We start from the raw sequence: 26340 nt of genomic DNA, 5'->3' as shown, positions 1-26340 counted from the left end.
AGCGATCTCGCGGTTAAATCTTGCCACCTTCTCCGGTGTATCCTCAAGACCTCTGGATTTGGATTCATAGTGATAAAGCTCCGCATAAGGATTGTATACAACCAGATATCCGGCTTTTCCCAGACGGAGGCAGAAATCTATGTCATTAAAGGCAACCTGAAATTCCTCACTTAATCCGTGAACCTTATCAAAGGCCTCACGCTTCACCATCATGCAGGCTGCGGTTACCGCGCTGTAATCCTGGGCACAGATGATCCTGTGGCAGTATCCGGTAGCGTCTCTCTTCTGCTGCACAAAGCAGTGTCCCGCAATGCCGCCGAAGCCAACGACTACTCCTGCATGCTGCACGGTATCATCCTCATAATAGAGCCGCGCTCCTACAGCTCCCACATCCGGTCTCATACAGTATCCCAAAAGCTGCTCCAGACAGTCCGGGCTGATGATCTCCGTATCATTGTTGAGAAGAAGCAGATAGTCACCCTTAGCATGAGCAGCTCCGAAATTATTGATGGCAGAATAGTTGAAAATACCATCCCAGTACACCACATGGGCTTTCGGATTGGATGCTTCTAGCTCTTTATAGTAAGCAAAGGTCTCATCCTCCGTACTGTTGTTCTCCACGATCACATACTCATAATTGCGGTAAGTTGCCTTTTCTTCGATGGAATCAATACATCTCTTCAGATCATCGATGTGATCCTTGTTTGGGATGATGATGGAGATCAGCGGTTTTTCCTCCCAGAGGAATTTTGTACGGTAAAGTCCAAGATATTCACCTTTTTCGATTTCCACCGGAACTCCGAGCCTGTCATAATGAGCCTTGATGGCACGTGCTCCTGCATCAAAGGCATACATTTTGCTTTCCGGATTCTCTGCTGTGGAATCCTCATGGCATCTCCAGTGATAAAGGATCCTGGGGATATGATGGATCTGCTCTCTTCCCGCAGCTTCCACACAGCGGAACACAAAATCATAATCCTGTGCACCGTCAAATTCCTTTTTCAGCATTCCGATCTGATCCACGATCTCTTTTTTTACGACAAAAAGATGACAGATGTAGTTTACTGTACACAAAAGATCAATATTGAAGTCCGGTTTGAAATGCGGTTGAAAGAATTTGTGCCCGTCCATGGACATCTTATCTTCATCGGAATACAGAACCTTAAGCTCCGGATCCTCATTCAGCGCTTTCACACACCGGAACAGAGCGTCCGGCGTCAGCTCATCATCATGATCTGCAAATACGATATAATCTCCTGTTGCCGCTTTCATGGCCGCATTGGTATTCTCTGCGATCTGAAGTGCCTGGTCGTTGCGAATCACACGGATCCTGTCATCACTTTTTTCCAGCCTGTTCAGATAATCGGTAAGAGGAGAATCTGCTCCGCTTCCGTCGGAAAGACAGAGTTCCCAGTTCCCGTAGGTCTGGGCTTCTATGGAATCTACCAGCTGCTGGAGATATTTTTCCGGTGTTTTGTAAAGCGGGATCACAATACTGAATTTTGGATTCCTGGAAAATTTCGTTTTTCTTTCTTCTGCAAGCTCTGCCTTGTCCGGCAGATGCTTCACGATCCATTTGGAATAATCCACCGGACGGTTTTTACGGTCCAGCACCTTTCCAAATACCTTTCCGGTAAGGGCTGCTGCCCCGTGAAGCTTCATGTAACGGCTTCCCTTACGGAAATATACCGCAGCTTTCTCCGCAAGGCGCTTCTGTGGCTGCAGATGTACCAGACGAAGCGTCCGCACATTGCCTGCCTCAAATACAATGTAGAATTCCTTCACACTGTCATAATGGAATTCAAAGAAAAAACCGCTCTTCTCATCGATCTCTGTTTCCTGGTACTGATTCTGTACATCCACACGTTTCAGTCTGGTGATCTCGCAGGGGATTTCCTTCCGGCTGCGATCCTCCAGGCGTATGGTCAGGGGGCTGTTAAAGGCTGCCCAGCCACGGACACGGCAGATCTTTTCCCCGGCTTCCACCTCGATGCTCTCAATAAAGTACTGCGGTTTTCCCTGTTTCCTGTAAAGCTGTGCTGCAGGAACAGAAAACCACCGGATACGTTTTTCACCCTTTACCGCATAAACAACAAGCTTCTTTTTGCCCTCCAGATCCGGCAGGCAGATTTCCATCTGCACACGTTCTCCGTTTACCAGATCCAGATCCTTAAAGCGCTCCAGGGCGCTGACACGCTCCTGGGCACTGATGGCTGCCGGAAGCTTTTCCCCGTCAAGAACGGCTTCCGGCTTATGATCCTTCGGCCAGGTTCCCTGAAGGTGATACAGAGAACTGTCCTTCAGGTCAAACCTGTCCTTTTCTACTTCGTATAGCTCTCGCTGCATAACAATTCCTCCATTGCATCCTTTCCGGTATTTACTGTAAGGTAATGTTCCATAACCTTCTGATGTGCGGTCTCACCCATGGCTTTTCTGGCCTTCTCATCAGTAACCAGAGCTTCCAGGGCATTGACCCACTCTTCTTTTGTGGTGCACATCCAGCCATCTTTTCCGTTTTCGACCACGTATTCCATCTCACAGTTACGGCTCATGACACTCGGAACCTTTACAAGGGCAGCCTCTGTCCACTTATTCTCGGATTTGCACCAGTGGAACAGGCTGTTCTCTAGCGGCATCAGATTGATATCAAGTCCTGCGATCACGGCAGGCAGCTGTCTCCAGTCCATAAACGGAAGCTTCTCGATGCGGTTCTGCACCGGCTCCATTCCGGATTCATCCAGCACACCCACCAACTTCAGGTAAACCTCCGGGTGGCGCTCCATCACCTCCAGAAGTGCTGCCTCCACCTGGGCAAAATCCTGATCATGGGTTTTGGAACCACTTAAATATCCGATATAGATCCGGTCTTTAGCCTTGTCTGTCTGCTCCACAGCCTCGTGAGACAGGATCTCCATCTCCATACTCATACAGTTGCGGTTGATCACCACCGGTTTTTCCGGAAATTCTTCCCGGATCTCTCCTGCCAGTGTCTCCGTAGATGTAAAATATCCGTCGCAGAATCCCATACATCCGCGGATACGGTCTGTAGTTGTGCGGAAGTCACTGTACTCGCTTCCCTTCAGGAAATGCAGCCCGGAAATTTTTTCGTAATTAAATACTAGGTCATCCACATCATAGTAAACAGGGATTCCGGCTGCTTTCGCCCGGTTGGCAAGCAGTTCTGCTTCCATCAGCTTGCTGCAGCGGTACATCACGATCGCTGTATATTCCTCGATCTTTTCCTGCTCTGCCTGATCTATCTGGATAAACTTCGATGCATAGCCTTTAAGGATCAGCTGCTCCCGGAAATGCTCCACACGATATCTGGAGGCAAAGGAAATCTCCTCTCCTACAAAAAGAAGCCTGCGTTTTTCCACAGGGAGCTCACTTTCGCCGAGAGTTTTCCACAGAGAAATCATCTCTTCCACAATATTCTCCGGCTTCTCATCTTTCAGAACAAGGCCCTTGGCATAGCGTTTCACACGTTCTACAGGTGCACCTACCGGAAGTACCGCTACCGGAAATCCCATGGAAATGATCTCCGAGGTTGTGTAGGAGAATGTCTCCGGCCATACGGACGGGATCAGGAACATATCAATATCCTGCTCCAGGGTAAGTCTTGGGATCTCCTCTCTTGTATATCTTCCTGTCTGGGAAAATACCGGACTTTCGATCTCTTCGTCGGAAGTACCGATCAGTCTCAGACGGATATTCAGTTCATTCTCTTCGATATATCCTGCAAGCGCCTTCACAACCTCCAGGCCTTTTTTGTAGCAGAGTACGCCGATAAGACCAATGTTAAAGGTCTCTGTGGTTTTTTTATTTTTTTTCACTGCCGGAAGGTAATGGGGTGCATGCGGGATCACATGGAGATTGTATACATCCGGATAAGCACGCTTGAACAGCCTTGCCGTATCATCGGAAAATGCACGGATCTCATCACAGTTTGACAGAAATTCCCGGAATTTTGTACGCCAGAGCGTTCCGGTTCCGTATTCTGTGCAGGCATTGCTGCGGTTATCCGGAATACATTTATCGCAGACCTCACAGGATGGAACACCACAGTATTTTCCTTCTGCATCGATCAGATTCACTGCCGGGCAAAGGGCAAAGAAATCATGAAGAAGCATAAGGAGCTTCGCCCCCTGCTCTCTCTTAAGACGCAGGATACGTTCCAGGGTTCCGTAAAGATTCTGATAGGTCACAAGCTCGTTGATCCAGATCTCATCCACACGCATCAGCTCACCAAGGGCAGTTTCCAGATCATTTGCAAAAAATTCCATCTCATACTGCTTATACTGATACGTAAAGTAAAAACGATTGCTTACGATATTATAGCGGATGGTCACAAAACGGTATCCCTCCCGCAGAGCCAGACGTCTTTTCTCCACAAGATAAGCCGTTGCACCGCCGCCAAGATCATGGTCAAAGGCCACAATGGTAGGCACATCCAGCTTCCTGTTGAGAAGCTTCATTTCCACGTAGAGTCTTACCGGACGAAGCGGGTCTCTTCTGCAGTAATCCGCAGTATCCTTGTTGTAATCCGGATGCTTGCGGAGCAGCGCCTCACTGTGCTCTTTCAGAAGTCTCTGCTTTTCCTCAGACGGGAAGCTTCCACCATGCTTGTGATATACAAACAGGTTATCCACATGCACGTTCTCATAGCCTGCAGCTATGGCACGCTGGCACCAGTCATTCTCCTCACCGTAGCCTTTTCCGAAATTCTCCTCATCCAGAAGGCCAACCTCCTGGATTGCTTTCAGGTTCATACCCATGCAGAAGCCCACACCGGTAGGCATAGCCGGATACTGCGGACGGATCATGCGGAATTCATCATCGATCTCCCACAGCGGCATTCCCTCAAACAGTTTGTTATCCCGGCAGAAATCCGGGAAGCTGCAGATGGTTCCGCAGGTGGTAAACGGTGTAGTGGTTGCAACATTTTCCTTTGCAAAGATCGGAAGCATCAGGCGCTCCAGCCACTCTTCCGGAACCTCCACATCTGTATTTACAAGAGCCACATGATTTTCCGCCATCTTTAATCCACGGTTTACAGACGGAAGAAAGCCCATATTGGTCTCATTATTAAGAAGTACCACATTGTCATGCTCTGCGGCATATTTTTCCAGATAGTTTCCTACCTCAGGATCCGGGCTCTTATCATTTACGAGGATCAGACGATATGGAACCTTTGTCTTTTCAATTCCGGAAAACAGGGCATCAAAATACTCCAGTCCGTTGTAAACCGGCACGATCACATCCACCTTCTGCTGATAGACTGCCTGTGGATATGCCTTTCTCGTGCTGCGTACATGACGCTGTTTGAAATGGCGAAGATTTCCGATACTCTTCGGATCTTCGATCGCGTATACCAGAAGCTCTTTCTGATCCCTGGTTCCCGGGATCTTTCCGATAAGGAATCTTCCGGTATCCGCTGCGGTTCCGTATTCCAGGAAAACAGAAGTCTCTGCCGGCGCAAGAACCGTTGCCAGGAAAGAAAACCCGGCACTTTCCGCATCCGGATTTCCAATGGCATTAGCCACATCCGTACGGTAGATCGTAGTACAGGAAGCCTCCTGAAGCTTCTGTGTTCCCTGATAAAATGCGATCCTTGGCTGTCCCATAGACGCAAACGTCGGATCAAAGGCCCAGCCAATGGCATTTAAGGTGCCATTCTCATAATGGAAGAAATCAACACTGCCCATACAGGTAGGAGTTGTCTCCACTCCCATCACTGCTGCCGGCTCTGTATGATAGCGAAGAACCTTTTTGACCAGTCTCTTTACCTGCGCTTTTTTGCCTGGATGACGAAGGGCCTCTTCCTGCGCACGTGCTGCTTCCTCTGCAGCTTGCTTTGCGGCACGTTCAGCCTCTTTTCTGATACGCTCCTGTTCTCTTCGTACTTCCCGCTCTTTTTCAAAGGCCAGAAGCTTTTCCACATCCGGAAGCTCAAGGCAGTCAAGTTTTCCCTCTATTACGATCCTGTCCACATTTTCCGGGTGCGTAACATCGATAAGATAAAAGCCATCGGTGGTAAAAAACGCAGTGGTACTGTTATCCACCTTCATATGGACACCCTGAGGCACAAGCTCCGCACTGCATCCGCAATCCAGACGCTCTATCCTCACTTTCAGGAAATGACCGTTTGCAGGATTCCAGCGGAGATTTCGTATTCCTTTGATACCGGAAAGCGCAAACTCTACCCGGAAACGGTTTCCGGAAAGTTTTCCCTCTGCATAAAGTGTATGCTCTTCACAGAATCCCTCACCAAGATCATAGTACAGCTTGCTGTGCATCTGGTGCTTTTCTCTTTCTCTGTTCACCAGCTCTGTTACGGAAACCGGCACTTTTTTCTGTTCAAACGGGATCAGGGAACCGCAGCCCACATACTCATAGACGAAATGCATGGTCCAATCCATAAATATCTCATAGTCTGTATAGCTGATGTCAAACTCCGCCATCATCTCATCCTCATGACATAACCGCGGCAGCTCAGAAACATGTGTATACAGTTCATGGATCAGGCGCCACATGATAAAATTCACAGGCACAGGGAAATCAAACATCCACTCATAATCTATGATCTGATTTTCCTTTTCTCCCATAAAGATGTTGCTGCAGATCAGGTCCACATTGGCCGGGCAGACACATTCGTAATCCTCTCTTCCCGGATGATCACCAAATACCTCGCGGAACTCTCCGGTCCTGTAATCCACAACCTGACGAGCCCCGAAAAATTCCTGATAGAATTTTTTAAGAAGGGCCTTGATCTCTTCAAGATCTTCTTTCTGGGCAAGCTCTGCGATTTCCTGGTGAAGAGTTTTTCCAGTAAGGAGCGGATAAGAGATCTTTCCGTTTTCTGCCCTGCAGGGAAGATTCTTGTATTTATCGGATCCAGTACTCTCTGTTCCGGTTTTTTCCAGTTTTTCCACAAATTCCTCAGCCTGGGGCACCATAGCCTCTTTTTCCGCACGGACCTCTCCGTTCTCCCGGACGATCCTGGTCAGAAGACGGAACTTTTCTTTTCGCTCCTGGTTCAGCTTCACATAAAGGATTTCCTCCGGGTCCCGGTTTTCGGTACGTCCTGCCTCCACAAGAAAAGAATTCACAAAGCTGTCCAGGATCTTCTCTTTTTCGAAGGCCTTTACGCCTTCACTTTCTGCAAAAAGATCTGCTGTCTTATCTGTGTATACAGGATAGCTTCTTCCGTAGGAATTGGTATAAAGGCTCTCATCTGTAAAAATCTCTGTCGGAAATTTATAATCCGGATACGGGTAGTAAAAGCGCAGAAAAGGAAAGCCGCTGTTTTCCAGCAGCTCTCCCAGTTCATTCTTGGAAAAGGTGCGCACAGACTGATTTCCCGGATATCCATTGATCCCGAAAAAATGAAGATCTGTGTGATCCTCCGGTGCTCCGGCAAAGTACTTCAATCCCAGTCTGTTCTCAATGGCGATCAGAAGTCTTCCCTCCGGCTTCAGATAAGCGCCCATACGCTGAAGAAATGTCTCGTAAGGAGTTTTTCCCTCGGTAAAGCTCATGGCATACTCCAGCACACCGTTTACTACCACATAGTCGAATTTTTCCGGAAAAGTCATGTCATTCAGGTTTCCAACCATGATCGTCAGATTTTCCTTATCCCTGTTTCTCGCATAATTGATATCTGCCCGACGTTTGGAAAGCTCCACGGAAGTCACATGACCGGCCTTGCGGCAAAGCATTCCGGTAATGGCTCCGCATCCGGCTCCGATCTCCAGAACGGAATCCGCCTTTTTCAGAGGATACCAGCTTAAGATATTCTCCCGCAGCCCTGAAAAATGGTAGACCATTGGAAAACTCACCTCTTCCTCCGGCAAGTCTTCAAAAGATTTGCCTTCCTGTGCCATTTTCAGAAGTGTTTCCTCGATATCCCCATCGGAATAATGATCCTTCGCCGTATAATAATCTAAATTCAACTCCGCCATAGTCGTTCCTCCACTTATTTCACAGATACTTTGGAAAACAGATCAAAATATCCCACTGCTTTCTTATCTGTGATCACGGTCAGGTTACACACATCGTAAAGACGATGAAATACGGTAAAATCGCCGTCTTTATATCCGGTGCAGCCCAGACACAGCATATATTCCCCTGCCTCCAGAGGCATCACCTGTTTGAAGGTGATCTCACGGACATCGCCTGCCTTCTGCGGTTTCAGAGGCGTATGTTCATACATGGTATTGGTTCCTGTGATCTCGGTGCCTTTCAGATCTTTCAGGGTAAATGCAAAGATCGGATCGCTGACATCTGCCTGGAACTTCACTTTCATCTGAACGGAAAATTCCTTGCCTTTTTCGATCACATTGGTGATCATACCTGTATCATCCCGGATGGCAAAATCCACGATCTCGCCAAGCTTACTGCCGTATTCCAGGACCTTGGGATTCAGGTTCAGGCTGTCCTTCATAGCTTTACCGCTTCCGGTATGTGCTTTCAGTGAAACGTCTGCTCCGGCTGCCTGGTTCTCCGTCGCCTGTCCCTCTTCTGCATCATCTGTGTTTTCTTCCAGATCTGCATCGTCATACTGATTGACCAGCACACGACGGTAAAGATTGACCATCTCCTTGGCACCACCCTCTGCAAGCTTCTCACCTTTGTTTAGAAGCACAACACGGTCACAGTATTTTCCGATGCTGCTCAGGTCATGGCTTACAAACAGAATGGTCTTTCCCATTTCCTTGAACTCTTCGAATTTCCGGTAACATTTTGCCTGGAAAAATACATCTCCTACGGAAAGAGCCTCATCAACGATCAGGATCTCCGGATCGATATTGATAGCTACCGCAAAAGCCAGACGCACGAACATACCACTGGAGTATGTTTTTACCGGCTGATAGATAAAATCACCGATATCTGCAAAATCCAGAATAGACTGCAGCTTGGCATCGATCTCTTCCCTGGAAAAACCGATCATGCTTCCGTTGAGATATACATTTTCAAGTCCGGAATATTCTCCGTTAAATCCGGCTCCCAGCTCCAGAAGCGCTGAGATCCTTCCGTTTACGGCTATTTCCCCGGCCGTGGGCGAAAGTACGCCGGTGATGATCTTCAGGATCGTGGATTTACCGGAACCATTTGTTCCGATAATTCCCACTGTTTCTCCCTTATGCACCTGAAAGGATACATGGTTGAGCGCATAATGCTCTTTATATTTCTTTTTTCTAGATAATCCCAGGGACTCCTTAAGACGATCCATAGGATTATCGTAAAGCTTGTACATCTTACTGACATCATTTACTGAAATCGCAATATCTTCTGCCATTTTCAACCTCACTTTTGTGTAAATCGTTCACTCTCACAATCTGCCGCCGTTCTGCTTTTTATCCTTACAGAGCAAATCCCCCATGGGAACTGTCCGGTTCGGATCAGGCGGATATCCGCCATCCGCATTCAATTAAAGTACATCTGCAAAATGCGGCTTCAGACGTTTGAATATCACAGATCCCAGTCCGAAAAGCAGGATCGTAACTACCCAGAAATAGATCGTCCATGAAACATGGTTCCAGATCCCGATATGACCAAGCATGGAATCACGGTAGCCCGTAACTACATAGTACATCGGATTCAGCTTAAACAGCTTGATCAGCCATGGATGTGAAGAAAGCATATTGATATCCCACATGATCGGTGTAAGCCATACACCCACCTGAAGAAAAATACTGATGATTTGGGTCAGATCACGGAAAAAAATGACGATCGCACTTGTAGCATACACAAGTCCCAGTACAAAAAGGAAGGTGCAGACAGAGTAATAAATGATCTGCAGTGTATAAAGGCTTGGTGTATATCCGTAGCATGCACATAAGATCAGTGCAAAGGCCACAAAGAAAACATGCACGAAAAGTGCGGAGATGATCTTTACGATGGGAAGGATGCTGATCTTGAATACAACCTTCTTCACAAGATAATTGTATTCGATCAGGGCATTGGTTCCACCGTTTAATGCATCCTGGAAGAAAAACCACGGCACGATACCGGATACCAGATAGAGTACAAAAGGGTAATCCGATACCGTTCCGGCCTTCAGTCCTACGGAAAATACAAACCAGTAGACCAGGATCGTTACGATAGGCTGGATAAATGCCCAGACAATACCAAGATAGGATCCTGCATATTTTGTTTTGAAATCATTTTTTGCAAGGCTTAAAACCAGCTTTCGATTCTGGTACAGCTCCGCCGGCAAAGCTAATATTTTCTTCATTCTGCAATTCCTTATCGATTCTTATATTCCTCGAAGCTTCCCCACTTCTGGTCCTTGTCGGAGAAAATAAGCTCCATGCCTTCCGGGATCGGCCACTCAACGTTAATGTCCTTGTCATTCCAGATCAGTCCGCCCTCATCGTTTGGATGATAGAAATCAGAGCACTTGTAAGTGAACTCTGCATTCTCGGAAAGTACCAGGAAGCCATGAGCAAATCCCTTAGGAATAAAGAACTGTTTCTTGTTTTCTGCGGAAAGGACTACACCATACCATTTTCCAAAGGTCTTGGAGCCTTCACGAAGGTCAACCGCAACATCAAACACTTCTCCGTTTACCACACGTACCAGCTTATCCTGAGGATAGCTGATCTGGAAATGAAGTCCGCGGAGAACACCGTAACGGGAGCTGGACTGATTATCCTGAACGAATTCTACATCAATGCCTGCTTCCTTGAAATCGTTATAATTGTATGTTTCCATGAAATATCCTCTGGAATCACCAAATACAGTTGGCTCGATCACTTTCAGTCCTTCAATATCTCCGCACTGTGTTACTTTTATTTTTCCCATTTTTTCTTTCTCCTTTTCTGTTTTGATTTATTTGTGATGTTTCTTTTCTTTTATTCTGAGAGCCGCAAGAAGGGCGATCAGGATCAGGATCATCGCTGCCATGATCATAAGAAGGATCTTACGCAGGGCAGGAATGCTCTTTTTTTCGCTGGTGTCCTCTCCGGCTGTACTCTTCTCTGTTGTTTTGCTGTTATCTTCCTCTGCTGATTCTGTGGAAGCTTCCGCTTCGGAACTGTCCGCTTCCTGGCTGTCCTCTGCCGCCGCGGTCGGTTCCGGTACCGGTGTATCAGTTGCCTGTGCAACACTTGCGGTACCGATCAGATAGTCTCCGAAATAGTAACCGGTTTCTGTTTTCCCATTGGTATTCTCTGACTTCTCGGTAAGGGAATTCAGCTCCACCCCTTTTGGAAGGAATACATAGCCGCCATTTACTTCTGTTTTTGTGAAATTCTCAAATGCGTAATTGAACATAGCTGTACTGTCCATACAGGAATTGGAAAGCTCTGTTCCACGCATAGTCACTGCAATATATGTGGTATTATCTCTGGTCACTCCTGTGACAAGTGTATGCCCTGCCGCAACGGTAGTTCCGGTTTTTCCACCAATGCAGCCTTCATAGTAAAATCCGCTTTCCGGTGCAAACATAGGATGATGGGTATGCAGGATTCTCTGCTGGCTGTTCATATTTGTAGGCTGGATGATATAGTCCGGTGTGCCCACAACCGTACGGAATGTTTCATTTTTCAGGCCTTCTCGGAAGATCAGCGCCATATCCCGTGCTGAAGAATAATGATTATCATCCGGAAGTCCGCTGGAATTTGCAAAATGTGTATTGGTACATCCGATCTCACTGGCGCGCTGGTTCATCATATCGATAAATGCCTGCTCTGTCCCGCCGATATGCTCTGCGATCTGTGCCGCAACGTCATTGGCAGACTGGATGATCAGAGCATGAAGGCAATCCTCCATAGTCAGGACTTCGCCCACCTTTGTGCCGATATTACTGGAATCTGCCGTAACATTACGCACCCCGGTCTCTGTAAAGGTCACCTTCTCATCCATGGTGGAGTTCTCCACTGCCACCAGCAAGGTCATGATCTTGGTAATGCTGGCCGGATATCTCTGTTCATCTCCGCCCTTGTTATAAAGAACAACTCCTGTGTCTGCATCCATCAGGATACCGGTATCTGAGGTAATATCCGGTCCTGCCGGCCATCCCTGAATCTGGTTGGTGCTGATATCATATTTCGCATTCAGATCCACTGCAGCCATGGTCTGTAACGGCAGCATCAGCGCCACACCGACTGCTGCGAAAACTGCCAGTAATTTTTTTATTTTTTTCATAACTCTCCCCTTCTTCTGTCAAAACCCGTCAAAGGAAGCAATCGCATCCACAACTCTCTTCGCATCCTCCATATCCAGATTATAGAACATAGGCAGTCGCATAAGACGCTCGCTTTCTTTTGTAGTATAAACATCTTCTCCGGAAAATCTTCCGAATTTTTTTCCTGCCGGTGCGGAATGAAGGGGTACATAATGGAACACACTGCAGATATCCTTTTCGCGGAGATATTTCAGAAGCCTTGTGCGTACCTGGATATCATGTACCTTAATGTAGTACATATGTGCATTATGTGTGCATTCTTCCGGTACATAAGGCTGCTGGATCTTTCCTTCCTCCGCCAGAAATCTAAGGTTCTCATTGTAAAAATCATAGATCTGCATCCGCTTATCGCTGATCTTCTTATGCTGCTCCAGCTGGGCATAAAGATATGCCGCATTCAATTCGCTCGGAAGATAGGATGATCCATAATCCATCCAGCGGTATTTATCTACCTGACCACGGAAAAACTTACTGCGGTCCGTTCCTTTTTCTCTCAGGATCTCTGCCTTCTCCAGGTACTGCTCCCCGTTGAACAGGATCGCACCGCCCTCTCCCATGGTATAGTTCTTAGTTTCATGGAAGCTGTAGCAGCCAAAATCTCCAATGGTACCAAGGGCTTTTCCCTTATAGTAGGCATCCACACCCTGGGCCGCGTCTTCTACTACCTTCAGATCATGTCTTCCGGCAATCTCCATGATCGTGTCCATCTCACAGGCTACTCCTGCATAATGGACCGGAACGATCGCGCGGGTCTTATCTGTGATTGCCTGTTCGATCAGCTTCTCATCAATATTCATGGTATCCGGCCGGATATCCACAAATACGATCCTTGCACCGCGAAGCACAAATGCATCTGCCGTTGATACAAAAGTATAAGACGGCATGATCACCTCATCGCCAGGCTGGATATCTGCCAGAAAAGCAGCCATCTCCAGTGCATGGGTACAGGAGGTTGTCAGCATCACATGACCCACATGAAAGCGCTCTTCCATCCATGCAGAACATTTCTTCGTGTAGATCCCGTCGCCGCAGAGCATTCCCCGTTCTACTGCGTCACGGATGTACTCAAATTCCTTACCTGTAAACGCAGGTCTGTTAAAATCAATCATGTATTTCCTCTTTATTTCTTATTCTTCATGGTTTTTCTACATTAACTGCACATTTCATTTTCTCACACTCATGTTGTAAATTCAATGCCTATTTTTCTGCCGGTGCATAATCTGGGATCTGATTATGGTATGCCACCTCCTGGCCGTTGGGATCCAGAATATGCATTTCCTCATAAAACTCTTCTGTGAGAAGATCCATTTCCTTACGATTCTCTGTTTTTACATAATATAATGCCAGATACGGATTAGGACCATGCTCAATGACCTTCTCTCCTTCCTGATAAAAGATCCAGGGCTTTTCCACCTGTTCTTTCTCTCCCAGCCGGACTGCCGCAGACTGATCCCCGATGGTAAGAAGCCTTCCCTGAAAATAAATGACAGCTCCACAGCACTGTGGTTTATGAACATCGTGTTCTGCCAGCATTTTTTCCAGCTTATCCGGATCATAGAGAGATGCAAGAAGAAGCTCTTCCATATTAAATCCATAGACCATATCGGTCAATTCATGCTCATATCCGAAAAATCGTGCGGCGATCTCGCAGACCTGGATACCTTCTCCCGGCTTCCAGAAAAACTGCATGGAAAGGGCTCCGTCTTTCTGACCGGTTCTGTCCGCATATGCCTGAAGAAGTTCTGTGGCAGGCTTTTCAACTTTTGACAATAATCTGGAAGGATACACATTTCTTGTGCTGATGGGGATCTCCCCTTTGGCAACAAATGTCTTTTCACGGTCTGCAATACTGATCACATGGACCTTTCCATGCTGCACCCAGGTCATCATATTGAATTCATAGCCATCGTTATATTCTTCCACCAAAATCTCCGGCATATCAGAAAATCCTGCTGTTTTTTCTGCCCCGTTTATCAGCTCCTCCAGATCTTCGGATATATAGATCCCGCGGGAGCCGTATTTATCCAGTGGCTTGCTGACTACCGGATAACGAAGTCCCTCAAGCAGCTCTTTCAGCTGAGTTCTTTTGGACCTGTCTTTAAAATATGCAATCGGGATTTTTCGAAAGCCCGGAGTGGGAAGTCCCAGTTCAGTAAGCAGTGCTCTGGTCGCTGATTTATCACGATACCAGGGAAGCTGCTCCGGTTTCAGATAACAGGGGATTCCTGCCCGGTCCGCGATCTTTACCATACATTCCAGAAGAAGGTCGGAAAAGGATGTGATGATCCCATCGATCTCTTTTTCCCAGCAGAGACAGGCGATCCGTTCCGTATCTGTTACCGGGATCTGAAATGCCTCATCTGCAAATTTTCTTGCCGGACCATCCGGATATCCGTCGCAGACAATGGTGTAGTATCCTTTTTCGCGGGCCTTCTGCACCAGCTGCTCAAATTCTCCCAACGTTCCCAGTATCAGCAATCTGTGTTTCATGATTCCGTTTCCTCCCATTCTCTTATGGAATCCGCGATATACTGCATTTCTTCTGCCCCGTATCTCTGGTCACAGGGAAGCGGCAGCACATTGGCAGCCCAGTCATATTCCATGGTATCCCTGTCAAATTCTTCCAGGATATTGCGCCAGTTTGTCGGCACAAAAATCTTCCGACCTGCCAGCCAGCGTCGAAGCTCTAATCCGTTCTTATGATAATACGGATAGGCAAACGGTCCCTCCGGCACCTCCCCTGTAAAAGCATTCCTTGAAGGAAGAAGCTGCGACAGCAGACGGTAGTTCTGTTCTCTTCTTGTTTTGATACCGGAATAATCCATAGTCCTGAGGAGGTTTCCGGTCAGACGGGACATTCGGCGGATCTCCATCTCATGATAATTTGCTGCATTATCCAGCATTTTCTGATAGAAGGTTCCGGCATCATATTCATAACGTCCCAGAATATGCTCCATTCTTCCCATGGAATGATCCAGGGGCTTCTTTTCCGGTTCCAGCTCCGCATCGGTAGACAGATATGCTCCGTCACTGACTCCGAGAAATTTTCTGCAGGAGTACAGAGTGTCCACACCCGGCAGCGGCTTCTGAAAAAACGCATGCGTATGATCCACAATGATATTTCCATAGATTTTTTTATATTTCCAGATCTTATCATCGATAAGCTGGCCATAATAATTTACCAGATACAGATATTCTCCTTCCGGAAGAGTTCTCTCCTCAAGAACCGGATGCAGACCTTCATCCATATGATAAAATTCGATTTCTGCCCCGGACCTCTCACAGGCACCGGTTACGGAATCGCAGAGAAAAAATGGCAGGTAGATCTTTTTGCACCTGCGTGCTTCCATCAGCCACAAAAGCGCTGTTCTTCCGAGATTCACGCCGCAGAGATCTGGATAGTATTCCTGTCCCGCCGGTTCTTCCAGTTCCAGATAGCCGCCGATCTCTTTTTTCATCAGTCTGTCTCCTCCTGACGGATCACATAGTGCGGCATCTTTTTGGCCTCATTGAGAATATTCATGAGATAAATACCGATGATCCCGATTGAAAGCAATGTCAGTCCGAAAAATGCCAGCATCACGAGCATCAGAGATGTCCAGCCTTCCACTGAGATCCCGCACAGAAAATATCTCACCAGATAATAGATCCCCAGTAAAAAGCTTACCAGAAAACTGGCAATGCCGATGTTTCGCACCATAAGCAACGGAAATGCCGTATGGGCAGTAATATCATAGATGAGATCCTTCACAAGGCGGCGAAAAGAATATCCGCTCTTTCCATATGCACGTGCTGCATGCTGCACCGGAACATTGATGATACGGTTGGAGCTTAAAACCAGAAGATTTCCAATCTGCGGAAGATATGTATTGGTCTTCAGCATGGCTTCCACCAGAAACCGGCGGATCAGTCGATAACTGGTGATCTGAAGGTTCGGATCCTTGCCGAGCATTTTGGAAGTTGCCCATACAGACAGCTTTGTGCCCAGCTTCCGGATCAGATTATGCTTACGTCCTTCATAGCTTGCAATGATCACATCCACATCGTCACGTTCCTTCATTACATTGATCATTTTGGGGAGCTCCTCAGGCTGATGCTGAAGGTCATCATCCATAGTTACGATGAACTCTCCCTTTGCGTGGGCAAATCCGCACAGAAGCGCAGGATGCTGTCCAAAATTCCTTGCCATCTGGATGATCTTGACACGGGGATCTTTTTCCCGGAGTTCTTGCATAACCGCAAAAGACCGGTCCCTGGACCCGTCATCTACAAGGATCAGTTCAAATTCTTCTTTTATCGTTTCACGGAATACTTTTTCCAGACGGGTGTACAGTTCCTGCAGCGTATGTTCTGAATTGTATACAGGAACAACCACTGAATATAAACACATATCGTTTTTCCTCTCTTTTGTATCAATTGACACTTATCGTTTAATCTTATCATTTTCATTTCCTGTTGTAAACCGTTACATTGTTCAAACATTTTCTTGCATAAACCTGCCGGATGATATATATTGATTATCAGTCTATGATAATCGCATTTATGATATGGAGGAAACATGACAAAAATCAAAGATTATATTCAGCTTCATCTGAATATCCTGCTGTTTTCTCTTACCAGCGTTTTTTCCAAGCTTGCATCGGTTTATTACAATAAAGAAGGGCTTCATAGTCCTCTTCTCTATGTATTTCTTTTTCTTATGATCGCAAACTGTGGGATCTACGCCATTGCATGGCAGCAGGTGATCAAAAAATTTTCCCTTTCCACGGCCTACGCCAACAAAAGCGTCTATCTTCTGTGGTCCCAGGTATGGGCTGTGATCATTTTTCACGAAAATCTTTCGCTTCAGAACATCATCGGCATCCTGATCGTTCTGATCGGAGTCTGGATGGTGCAGAGATATGAATAGAACATTTATGCTGATCATGCTGGCCGGAACCTTTTTTTCGGCAATTTCCCAGGTACTTCTGAAGCAGAGTGCCAATATGGAATACAAAAATCCCCTCCGGGAATATCTGAACTGGCGGGTGATCCTGGCCTATGGTATCTTTTTTGGAGTGTTGCTCCTGAATACCTGGTGCTACACCAAAGTGGATATGAAATTCGGACCGGTGATCGATACTGCCGCCTATGTTTTTGTCCTGCTGTTTTCCTGGCGGATCCTGAAAGAAAAGATTTCCCGCGGAAAGATTATTGGAAATCTGATCATCATTCTAGGAATCCTTGTTTATACCTTATGATCATAAAAATGCCGGCAGCGTACGTAAAGCTGCCGGCATTTTTTTATTTTTTCTTATTTGCTGCGGATACAGTTGTGTATATACCATCTTCATCGAATGTATAGCTCTTTCCGTTTTTCTCAATAGTACAGTTTTTGTACATGATTCCTGTTTCCGGATCAAAATAATATCTCTTTCCGTCCAGTTTGAGCCAGCCTCTCTGCATCTTTCCATTGGAGCCAAAATAATAGGTATGGCTTTCATTGTTTCCGCTCCATGTATAGAATACCTTTTTGACCATAACGCCGTCACCGCCAAAATAATATACATCATTCCTGCTGTTCATGTACCGCACGTGTTTCATCATGTATCCGTATTTGGCCTGAAAATAATAATAGTCCTTTCCAACCTTTTTCATGCCCTTTAACGCATGTCCGTTTTTGTCAAAATAATATTTTTTCTCCTTATAGGTGATCCAGGTATTTTTCACAAGGACTCCATTTTTATCTACATACCTGGAAATATTCTTGGAATCTCTGATCAGCTTTGAACGGCACATTCCTGCGGTCTTATGGATATAATATTTCTTATTTTTCACCTGAACCCAGCCGTATTTTTTGACACCATTGACATAATAAAATTTCTTTCCGTTCTCTGTTGCCCAGCCGGTTTTTCCTTTATAGTTGCTGGTATCCGGTCTGGTGGATGCTTTGTATCCGGTCTGTACATGCCATCTGGGTGTGATGATCTTGGTATAATCAACATAACCGAAGTCAATATCTACAGTAGAATAAGACGGAATTCCCGCAACCAGACCCTTGGTGGTATTCAGATATCCGCCACCGTCACCATCGGTGGACTGCCAGATGGTATATTTGTACTTTTTCTTGTCAGGAGCCGGAATCGTATCACCATACCGCGCAAGCCATACATCATAACCTGTCATCTTGCTCCAGTCAAGCTTGTTGTCATACCAGTCTGTATTGCAGTAGATCATTGGATGATATCCGGCTTTTTTTACCTCATTGCAGAAGGTCTTTGCCAGATCCGCGATCTGTGATGCGGAAAGATTGCGCATCTGATCATATTCAATGTCATAAACCACCGGATAGGATACTTTATATCCATCCATTTTACGGATAGCAAGCTGCGCTTCCTTCAGTGCCTGCTGTGTGTTCAGTGCAAGGCTGTACACATAGGTTCCTGTCGGAACACCTGCCTTCTCTGCCTGTTTCATGTTGTAATCATATGTCTTATCCAGATGGTTCAGACCATAGGAGATCCTGACAAAGGCAAAATCTACATTAGATTTTTTGACCTGGCTCCAGTTGATGGTATCCTGCCACTCAGAAACATCGATTCCACGTGTGACAGCACCTTCCAGCTTCTGGCCGCTTCCGTTATAGCAGACACCGTTGATCTTCTTCCAGGCCTTTGAGCTTGCCCTGGAATCCTGTGTTGCCTTCCCGCTGGGGACCTTTTCTTCCTCAGCAACTGCCTCGCTTCGGTCTACGCCTCCGCCGCCCATGGCCATCGCTGTAGTTCCCATTGTTCCGATTCCCAGCAGTGCTGCCATACAGCCTGCCACCAACCATTTCTTCCAGTTTTTCATTTTAGTTTCCTTCCATAAATTATGTTGTTTATTTGTGCATGACTTTTATTATACATATGAAAAAATGGAAAGTAAAGCCATATATGGAAAAAGACCGATGTCAGCTTCATACAGCTGAACATCGGTCTTCGGTTATTCTATATATTTCTTTCTGGTACTGTTCGGTAAAGATCACGGAACTTCCGGGTCTGTAGGATCAAAGTTTCCGGCTCCACGGAAGGTTGCCAGCGGTCTGCGGCCTAACGGTCCCTTGAAGGATTCATTGTTAACGTAATTTCCGCTGCTGTAAATGTGGATCGTAGAACCGTTACAGTTCTCAAATACCCACTTCGCATCAGCCACACAGGTACGGATACATCCGTGAGATGCAGGCTGCCCAAGCTTCAGGTACTCGCCTGCCGGAAGATTGTAAACACTCCTGGTCGATCCGGCTACGGAATGGATAAAGATTCCTCCCTGTCCGCATCCGTCAACATGTGTTCCATACTGTCCCCAGGACGGTCCCATCAGTGGCTGCCATCTCAGACTGCGGGTCAGTCTGTATGTACCATCCCATGTAGGTGTTCCGGAGAGACCTACAGAAACACGGATTGTCTTAACCGGAATCGTCTTGCTACTATTTGTGTATACAGTCATAACACCGTTGGTCTTATCAACCTCCAGGTAATATGGTCCTCCGTAAATACTGGAAACATCATTACGGCGGTAACCATCCTTATCAAAGTAATACAGTTTTCCATCGATCCATCTGCTTGTATTGGTCAGATACTTGGAACCGCTGTCCGGATCGATATATTTGACCTGATCATAGTAATCGCTGACGATCACCCAGCCGGTGGAAAAACGTCCCTGGCTGTCCAGATAACCATTTACGGAACCACGCTTCATGGATTTATTTGTCACAACGGTATAGTTCTGCAGATAGTACCAGTATTTACCTACCTTCTGCCAGCCTGACTTTTTCAGAACACCGTTGCCGCCTGCATAATACCACTTATTCTGGTAACGGATCAATGTACTCTTGTACATCCAGCCTCTGTGCGCATTGGCATCTGATGTTGCAAAGAAATAGTATTTTTTGCCGATCTTTGTTTTTCCTGTTGCAAGCTGTCCTGTGCTATTAAAGTAATAGCTCTTTTTGGAGGACTTGTTTGTTATCATCTGGCTCTTATAGTGGTTTCCGTTTTTGTCAAAGTAAAACCATCCGAAGAACTGGCCTTTTGCGTCGGTCACCTTCTGCCAGCCATATTTTTCAACAACTTTTCCTGCTGTGCTTCCGAAATAATAAATCTTGTTGGATGCACCCGGGCAGCCATGCCAGCAGTTCTTCCAGGAAACTCTCTGGCCATTGCCTCCGAAATAATATCTGCTGCCTTTATACTTCACAAGTTTTTTTGTAATGATGCGGCCCTTGCTGTCTGAAACATAATATGCGTTATTCTGCGCCTTCGCCATTGTATTCGTCATAACATAGCCGCTGGCATTCAGCATATATCGATATTTCTTGGACATTACAGGTGATACATAAACTCCATGTTTCATGATCTGTCCACGTGTGGCAGCCTTCGGACTACAATAGATAAAACGTTTTTGATTTTTGCTGTTTAAAACATATGTCCATCCGCCATAAAAAAGCTTTCCTGGAATCTCTCCTGCCTTTGATGCCGGCTGGAAGTAATACTGATATGTTGTGGAACCGGTTGTCAGCTTCAGGATTCCTGTTCGCGGTTTTCCGTTACGCATCAGTGTATAATAAGCATTTCCGATCTTTTTGATCTTGCCTACAAGGTTCTGAGCCTCTATGGATTTGTAATCACCCTGGGAATTATAATAGCGGAAAACAGTTCCTGTCCATAACCAGTAATTTCTCTTCTGCTGGCCAAGATTGGATGTCCACGGTGTGATTGCTTTTCCGGTGGAATCCGAATACAGGGAAGCTTTGGAGTTTTCGAGGAAATACCATTCTGTCTTCTGTGTTCCGGTATAACCTGCTGCACCTGGCTCACGGGTCATACGGCCGGTTACCAGATATCCGTCTTCATTAAAAAGATAATATCCCACATGTCCGTTGGTATTGATCTTAAGAAGACCATCCTGCGCAGTAAAATAATTATCTTCGATGGAACCTGTTTCTGATACCTGAGAAGCGTTCCCTTCATCCTGGGCAAGAGTCTCTGCGTTATCTACGCTCTCTGATGTTTCGACTGCCGTCTCTGTTTCTGCGGGTGCTGTCTCTTCGGATGTCTCCTCTGCAGACACTACATCTGCGGATGCTGTCTCTGCAGAAGCTTCTGCTGCGGATACTTCCTCTGTAGAAACTTCTTCTGCTGCAGTCTCCTGCTCTCCTTCTGCTGACTCATTCTGGAGTACCTGAGCCTGCTCACTCTCTGCTGCACCTTCCGGAAGCTCTTCAGTCTGCTGTACCTCCTGTGCTGCTGCAGCTGTTTCATCAACTGTTGTTTTCTGCTCTTCTTCACTGCTTTCTGCAGGATCCTCAGAAGCTTTTCCCTCCGGGGCTGCAGATGCAGCAACCTTCTTTTTGCGGAGTCTGTAAAAACCGTTTGCAGAAACCCAGTCACTTGTCTTGGCAACGACTACACCGTTTACCAGTGATGCTCCGGTAGCAGAAGTTTCCTCTGCCTTGTTGTTCTCTACTTTGTTCTGTACTGCGGTATCTGCTGACGGTGCATCCAGCTCCTGTGCATCACCTGCACTGAAATCATCGCCCGGATCTGTACTGTCTTCTGTTGTCGCATCCGGTGCTTCTGTAGTTTCCGGTGTTTCTGTAGCCTCCGGTGTTTCTGTAGTTTCCGGTGTTTCTATAACATCCGGTGTCTCTGCTGGATTCTCCGGTTCAACCGGTATTTCTTCTGAACTGTCAGTACTACCTGTCTGATCCGCTTCTGTCTCCGGCTGCTGTACAGTCGTTCCCTCTTCATCACTGAATACATCCTCAGCCGGATCGCCGGCTGTCTCTGCTGCCATCTGCACGTCTGTACTTCCCAAAGCCGCAGCGCCGGCTTCCAGAGTTCCGCCCATGCATAATGTCAGACTGAGAAAAATTGCCACAACTCTTCTCTTCACGATAATCCCTCCTGATCATGCTGCTGTAAATAATTATTGTATCTGTTACGTATCATTCGCCCAGTCCGCCTTCGATAAGAGCCACAAGCGCATCTATCGCAGCCTGTTCATCCTCACCCTCGCAGACCAGTGTGATCTCATCCCCGCTTTTAACACAGGCACCCAGAACACTCAGAACACTTTTGGCATTCGCTGTACCTCCGGCATACTGAAATGTTATGGACGATTTGTATTTTATTGCCTCGCCGCACAAAAGCCCTGCGGGACGAAGATGAAGCCCTGACGGGTTCCTGACCGTTACCTTATAACTTAACATTGCTGCTGTCTCCCTTTATATTACTTATCCTTCAAGCCTTGTCCAAAGCTGTGATTACTTACTGACTGCTGCTGTCTACATTGGAAACCTTGGAGATTTTGATCTCGGCGGTTACATCCTCCAGCAGCTTGTAGCCTTCCGGAAGGCTGATTTTGATCGGTACTTCGTAGCTGCCCTCCTCCCAGTCATCCATGGAAAGTGCTGCTCCTACCGACTTCAGATCAAATTGGGAAAGATCTCCATCTTCCGCCTGCACCTTCAGTTCAATATCCGCAACTTCAAACGCCAGCTGCAGATCATCAGGCAGACCCTTTACTTTGATATCCTCTGTCGGGAAGCTGTATATCTTACTGCCCTCCGGCAGGATATTGACTGTGATCCAGAGGTCCGTACTGGATCCAGATGTCAGCTTAAGGCCATCCGGAAGAAGTTCTGACAGGTTTACTTTCTTTTCCACGTCATTGCTCTTTCCTGAAATATCCACATTCTCATTATCAAGATAAATAGTATTTCCCTGAAGTTTCAGATTGTTCAGTGCTTCTTCACTTCCAGCTACGCTGAAAGTCTCCGGTACTGTCGTGACACTGTCCACAACATAACCTTCTGCCGGTTCTCCCGTATATCCCGCACTGATCCGTATATCAGAACGCACCTTCCAGAGCTTTGCCGTGACATTAACCTTTCCGTTGTTGTCAAATTTCAGATAGCTCATGGAATTTGATGAAAGTGTATCCTGATTCTTATCTGTGATGGTCAGTTCTGCGCCTGTGATCGTCGTATCCTGGTCGATTCCCTCAAGCTTTGAACTTACATCCACACTCACACTGTCTATCTTACCAACTAGGGATTCCGGTCCTGTAATACGGACTTTTTCCGGATTTGCGGTAAGCGAAGCAACCTCCAGCCCCTGTGCAGGCTTGCTGTCATCACTGGTAACGTTGATCGCAAATTCCTTGGTCACCTTTTTTTCCAGATGGACACTTAGATTCTGCGGTGACACCTGGATATTCTCTGGAAGTATCCCGGAACAGGTTGCTGTAATGGGGATCATTACAGGGTCTGTATCGGTAGACTGAGCCTGCTGCAGGTCTGCAACTGCCTTAATATCACTTGAGGTGAGACGGTTGACTATCTTCCGCTCACCTGTAATATAAACACGTACTGAATTTTCACGATCATCCTGCATGACCATCTTGCCCAGCTGATCCACATAAGCTTCATTGATGATCTGCACATCTGAGATCACAAAGCCTTTCGTAATGATAGGGTCATCAACATTTACTACGATCAGCCACACCAGGATTCCCACAATGATCGACATGATTTTCAAAGGGATGTTCTTAGTCAGATTTTTCTTCATGTTTCACTCTCCCTTTCAGCAGATTTCTCAGCTTACCGTTGTCAACAACCTTTTTATTCTGAGCAGAAACAAGTACTTCACGAAGCTGCTTACTGTTAAGCCCTCTGGATAACTCACCGCCTCTGGCCACAGAAACCTGTCCTGTCTCTTCCGAAACAATGATCGTAAGAGAATCCGTAGCTTCGCTGATACCCACACCTGCTCTGTGTCTTGTTCCCAGCTGTTTACTCAGTTCCATATTATCTGAAAGAGGCAGATAGCAGGTTGCTGCTACTACGCGGTTCCCCCGCACGATCACCGCTCCATCATGAAGAGGTGTATTATGCTCAAAAATATTGATCAGTAGCTGACTGGTAAGGATACCGTCAATATTGATACCGGTTCTCACATATTCATCAAGCCGGATCTCTTCCTCGATTACGATCAGTGCTCCGGTCTTAACTTCACCCATATCAAAACAGGCCTTTACCAGTTCGTTGATAGTCTTGTCATTGAAACGCTCCTGCACTTCCCTGCCGGAATCAAAGGGAATAATGTTGGAAACAAACTTCTTCTGTCCCAGCTGCTCCAGCGCCTTTCTCAGCTCCGGCTGAAAGATTACGATCACACCGATCACCAGCACATTAGCCAGGTTCCGGAAGATCCAGAGGATCGTATTCATTTTGAAGATATATGCGACCAGGATAAATCCAAGGACGATCAAAATGCCCTTCAGAAGGGTATATGCACGTGTAAATTTGATCCATGCCATAAACTGATATACAAAAAAGGAAATCAGTCCGATCTCAATGATATCTATCACGCCAAGTCCCGGAAGGGAAATTTTCCCAAGATATCCGACCACAACTGTCAGCACATTCTGCATAAGTCTCCTCCTTTCTTCCTGAGCTATTCCAATCGTTCCTGTTTAAAGATCCTTCAGCGATTCCTCCAGCTGTTTTTCGAAATCGATCTTGTCCAATCCCTGCGGTTTCTCACTTACTGTATTTTCGGAAACCATATCCGGCATCTTTACTGTATGCATTTCGTTCTTCTCAGGAAATACATCATCACTGAAAGACACAACATTGTCTTCTTTTTTTTCTTCTTTTACCGGCTCCGCATTGATTTTTTTGATACTTCTCTCAGAAGTGGCGACTGATGCCTTCGGAACGGCTTTTACGTAGTAATAGTACTCATCATCCTCATATTCCAGACGTTCTGTTCTGCTGTAATCTCCGCCAAAAACAAAGAACTCCAGAACAAATCCTGCCAGTACGGAGATCACTGTGGACAGGATCATCGGCACCATGGCTACCGTAATACTAAGGCAGAAATCTCCGGCAAGGATAACCAGGATATAGATCACGCCACCGGCAATGACAGCGATCCTCCATGCATAATCAAACGCCCGTGTTCTCAGAAGGTTCACAAACAGGATCACTACCACAAACGCGATCACCGTGATCCACATTGCCCAGTTGTGGACAAGTCCGTCAGAGATCAGCTTCAGTTTTTCTGTGATCTCTGCAGCAGGATCACTGAGTGCCGCCGACTGTGCATGTACAAACCGTATAAAATAATAGATCACAACACCGCATCCGGCCGGAAGCGCTGACAATGCGCTACCCAGCAGGCCTGCTCCGATCGGCATAAGTGCAGGAACACCAAATCCGAAGGAAAGTGGTGTAAGGATCATTGCAAGATTCTGTGACCTGCTGAATCTTAGGAACAGGATCAGCATCAACAGAATAAGAAGCAGCATAAATCCTGCCGTTTCGATCCCGACTGCATAACAGTGCCCGATCATCAACGCAAATCCCAGAAACATCATCACGGAAACCGGAAGGATCGAACATACAAGCGCCAGGATCAGGACAACAAAAATATTATCCAGCTGTTTCATGTAACCCATATTGCTGTTGATCCAGAGAAAATAGGCAAATGCCAGAACAAACTTCAGGACCGGCAGTATATATACTTCATATTGTCCGTAAAATCTTTTGATATTCTGTTTGATCTCAAGTAAAGCTGTCATTTTCTATGTCCTCCTGCATTTCTCCGGACCGGATTTCTTTTTTCCTCCCGCCCGTAGATTTTTTCCAGTCTTGTAAGATCCTGATAATATTCCCTGACACTTTTTTTTGCCCGGAAATATTTCACAGAATACTGGATGTAGGTCAGTATCGAATATACAACAAGCACGATCAGATAACCGACGATGATATAGATTCCAACCTTGACCAGATTAATCTTATTCACATTATCCATAAGATATTCGCTGAAATATGCGGCAACGCCTGCAAGTCCCAATACATATCCGATCGTTACCAGAAAAAAGTTTCTGATCAGTGCAAGTCCAATATAATCACTTCGATAATATCTGCTCACCGGAAGATACTTCCTGCCTTCGCCATGTTCATACATAGCCAGACGGTTCATGATCTTCACTTTTTCTTCATTTACCATAAAAATAACTCCTCATAAGCTTTCTTTATCAGGAAAATCCCCAATATATGATCCGCATTACGCTTTCCATACAGTTATACTGTTTAACTGCAATCAAATTTATTGTAGCAT

Annotated in this window: 19 protein-coding genes; 2 read left to right on the top strand and 17 right to left on the bottom strand. The window is 46.3% G+C overall.

What is annotated here, in order from left to right; translation table 11 throughout:
- The 10 genes from ABCM67_RS12930 to ABCM67_RS12885 all read right to left on the bottom strand — a co-directional run.
- The coding region (locus tag ABCM67_RS12930) for a glycosyltransferase family 2 protein (RefSeq protein WP_342992903.1) at positions 1-2346 on the bottom strand (2346 nt) is incomplete at its 3' end.
- Positions 2322-7961 carry a glycosyltransferase gene (locus ABCM67_RS12925; RefSeq protein WP_147602827.1) on the bottom strand — a complete coding sequence of 1880 codons (5640 nt, stop codon included), beginning with the start codon at positions 7959-7961 and terminating at the stop codon, positions 2322-2324. The genes ABCM67_RS12925 and ABCM67_RS12930, both read right to left, overlap by 25 nt.
- Positions 7962-7975: 14 nt before the next feature.
- Positions 7976-9298, bottom strand: a complete 1323-nt coding sequence (locus tag ABCM67_RS12920; RefSeq protein ID WP_118625862.1) for an ABC transporter ATP-binding protein — start codon at positions 9296-9298, stop codon at positions 7976-7978.
- Between the two features lie 132 nt (positions 9299-9430).
- The gene (locus ABCM67_RS12915) at positions 9431-10237 is read right to left on the bottom strand and encodes an ABC transporter permease (protein ID WP_110102809.1); all 807 of its coding nucleotides are present in this window, start codon (positions 10235-10237) and stop codon (positions 9431-9433) included.
- An 11-nt stretch (positions 10238-10248) separates the two neighbouring features.
- On the bottom strand, positions 10249-10806 hold the full coding sequence (gene rfbC / locus ABCM67_RS12910; protein WP_015527414.1) for a dTDP-4-dehydrorhamnose 3,5-epimerase: 558 nt from the start codon (positions 10804-10806) through the stop codon (positions 10249-10251).
- 27 nt (positions 10807-10833) lie between these two features.
- Positions 10834-12150, bottom strand: coding sequence for a D-alanyl-D-alanine carboxypeptidase family protein (locus ABCM67_RS12905; RefSeq protein WP_147602826.1), 1317 nt, complete (start codon positions 12148-12150; stop codon positions 10834-10836).
- An 18-nt stretch (positions 12151-12168) separates the two neighbouring features.
- On the bottom strand, positions 12169-13299 hold the full coding sequence (gene rffA / locus ABCM67_RS12900; protein ID WP_021651902.1) for a dTDP-4-amino-4,6-dideoxygalactose transaminase: 1131 nt from the start codon (positions 13297-13299) through the stop codon (positions 12169-12171).
- Between the two features lie 88 nt (positions 13300-13387).
- A complete protein-coding gene (locus ABCM67_RS12895) occupies positions 13388-14680 on the bottom strand; it encodes an ATP-grasp domain-containing protein (RefSeq protein WP_147602825.1) in 1293 nt (430 codons plus the stop codon).
- On the bottom strand, positions 14677-15648 hold the full coding sequence (locus ABCM67_RS12890; RefSeq protein WP_195635202.1) for a hypothetical protein: 972 nt from the start codon (positions 15646-15648) through the stop codon (positions 14677-14679). The genes ABCM67_RS12895 and ABCM67_RS12890 overlap by 4 nt, the downstream gene beginning before the upstream one ends.
- Positions 15648-16580, bottom strand: a complete 933-nt coding sequence (locus tag ABCM67_RS12885) for a glycosyltransferase family 2 protein (protein ID WP_015527419.1) — start codon at positions 16578-16580, stop codon at positions 15648-15650. The genes ABCM67_RS12890 and ABCM67_RS12885 overlap by 1 nt, the downstream gene beginning before the upstream one ends.
- Before the next feature lie 168 nt (positions 16581-16748).
- On the opposite strand from ABCM67_RS12885, the gene ABCM67_RS12880 reads away from it, so the two are divergent.
- Complete coding sequence (locus tag ABCM67_RS12880; protein ID WP_015527420.1) at positions 16749-17099, top strand: EamA family transporter; 351 nt, start codon at positions 16749-16751, stop codon at positions 17097-17099.
- Entirely contained in the window at positions 17092-17430 is a 339-nt protein-coding gene (locus tag ABCM67_RS12875; RefSeq protein ID WP_015527421.1) for an EamA family transporter, read from the top strand. Before ABCM67_RS12880 ends, ABCM67_RS12875 begins: the two co-directional genes overlap by 8 nt.
- Before the next feature lie 43 nt (positions 17431-17473).
- On the opposite strand, the gene ABCM67_RS12870 is transcribed toward ABCM67_RS12875, so the two are convergent.
- The 7 genes from ABCM67_RS12870 to ABCM67_RS12840 all read right to left on the bottom strand — a co-directional run bounded on the left by ABCM67_RS12870 (position 17474) and on the right by ABCM67_RS12840 (position 26229).
- A complete protein-coding gene (locus ABCM67_RS12870) occupies positions 17474-19021 on the bottom strand; it encodes a GH25 family lysozyme (protein WP_147602824.1) in 1548 nt (515 codons plus the stop codon).
- 171 nt (positions 19022-19192) lie between these two features.
- A complete protein-coding gene (locus ABCM67_RS12865) occupies positions 19193-22105 on the bottom strand; it encodes a L,D-transpeptidase family protein (protein WP_342992902.1) in 2913 nt (970 codons plus the stop codon).
- A gap of 52 nt (positions 22106-22157) precedes the next feature.
- Positions 22158-22421: an HPr family phosphocarrier protein gene (locus tag ABCM67_RS12860; protein WP_015527424.1), complete on the bottom strand. Its 264-nt coding sequence runs from the start codon at positions 22419-22421 to the stop codon at positions 22158-22160.
- Between the two features lie 58 nt (positions 22422-22479).
- Entirely contained in the window at positions 22480-23781 is a 1302-nt protein-coding gene (locus tag ABCM67_RS12855) for a CdaR family protein (protein ID WP_021651894.1), read from the bottom strand.
- The gene (cdaA, locus tag ABCM67_RS12850; RefSeq protein ID WP_021651893.1) at positions 23762-24646 is read right to left on the bottom strand and encodes a diadenylate cyclase CdaA; all 885 of its coding nucleotides are present in this window, start codon (positions 24644-24646) and stop codon (positions 23762-23764) included. Before cdaA ends, ABCM67_RS12855 begins: the two co-directional genes overlap by 20 nt.
- A gap of 42 nt (positions 24647-24688) precedes the next feature.
- Positions 24689-25798, bottom strand: a complete 1110-nt coding sequence (locus ABCM67_RS12845; RefSeq protein WP_021651892.1) for a hypothetical protein — start codon at positions 25796-25798, stop codon at positions 24689-24691.
- Positions 25795-26229, bottom strand: a complete 435-nt coding sequence (locus ABCM67_RS12840; protein ID WP_129975786.1) for a hypothetical protein — start codon at positions 26227-26229, stop codon at positions 25795-25797. The genes ABCM67_RS12845 and ABCM67_RS12840 overlap by 4 nt, the downstream gene beginning before the upstream one ends.
- Positions 26230-26340: the final 111 nt, after the last annotated feature.

It is taken from the genome of Blautia sp. 2227st1_G12_2227SCRN_220401 (genome assembly GCF_039062885.1).
Classification (GTDB): domain Bacteria; phylum Bacillota; class Clostridia; order Lachnospirales; family Lachnospiraceae; genus Blautia_A; species Blautia_A fusiformis.
This window is presented reverse-complemented; position numbering and strand designations above follow the sequence as displayed.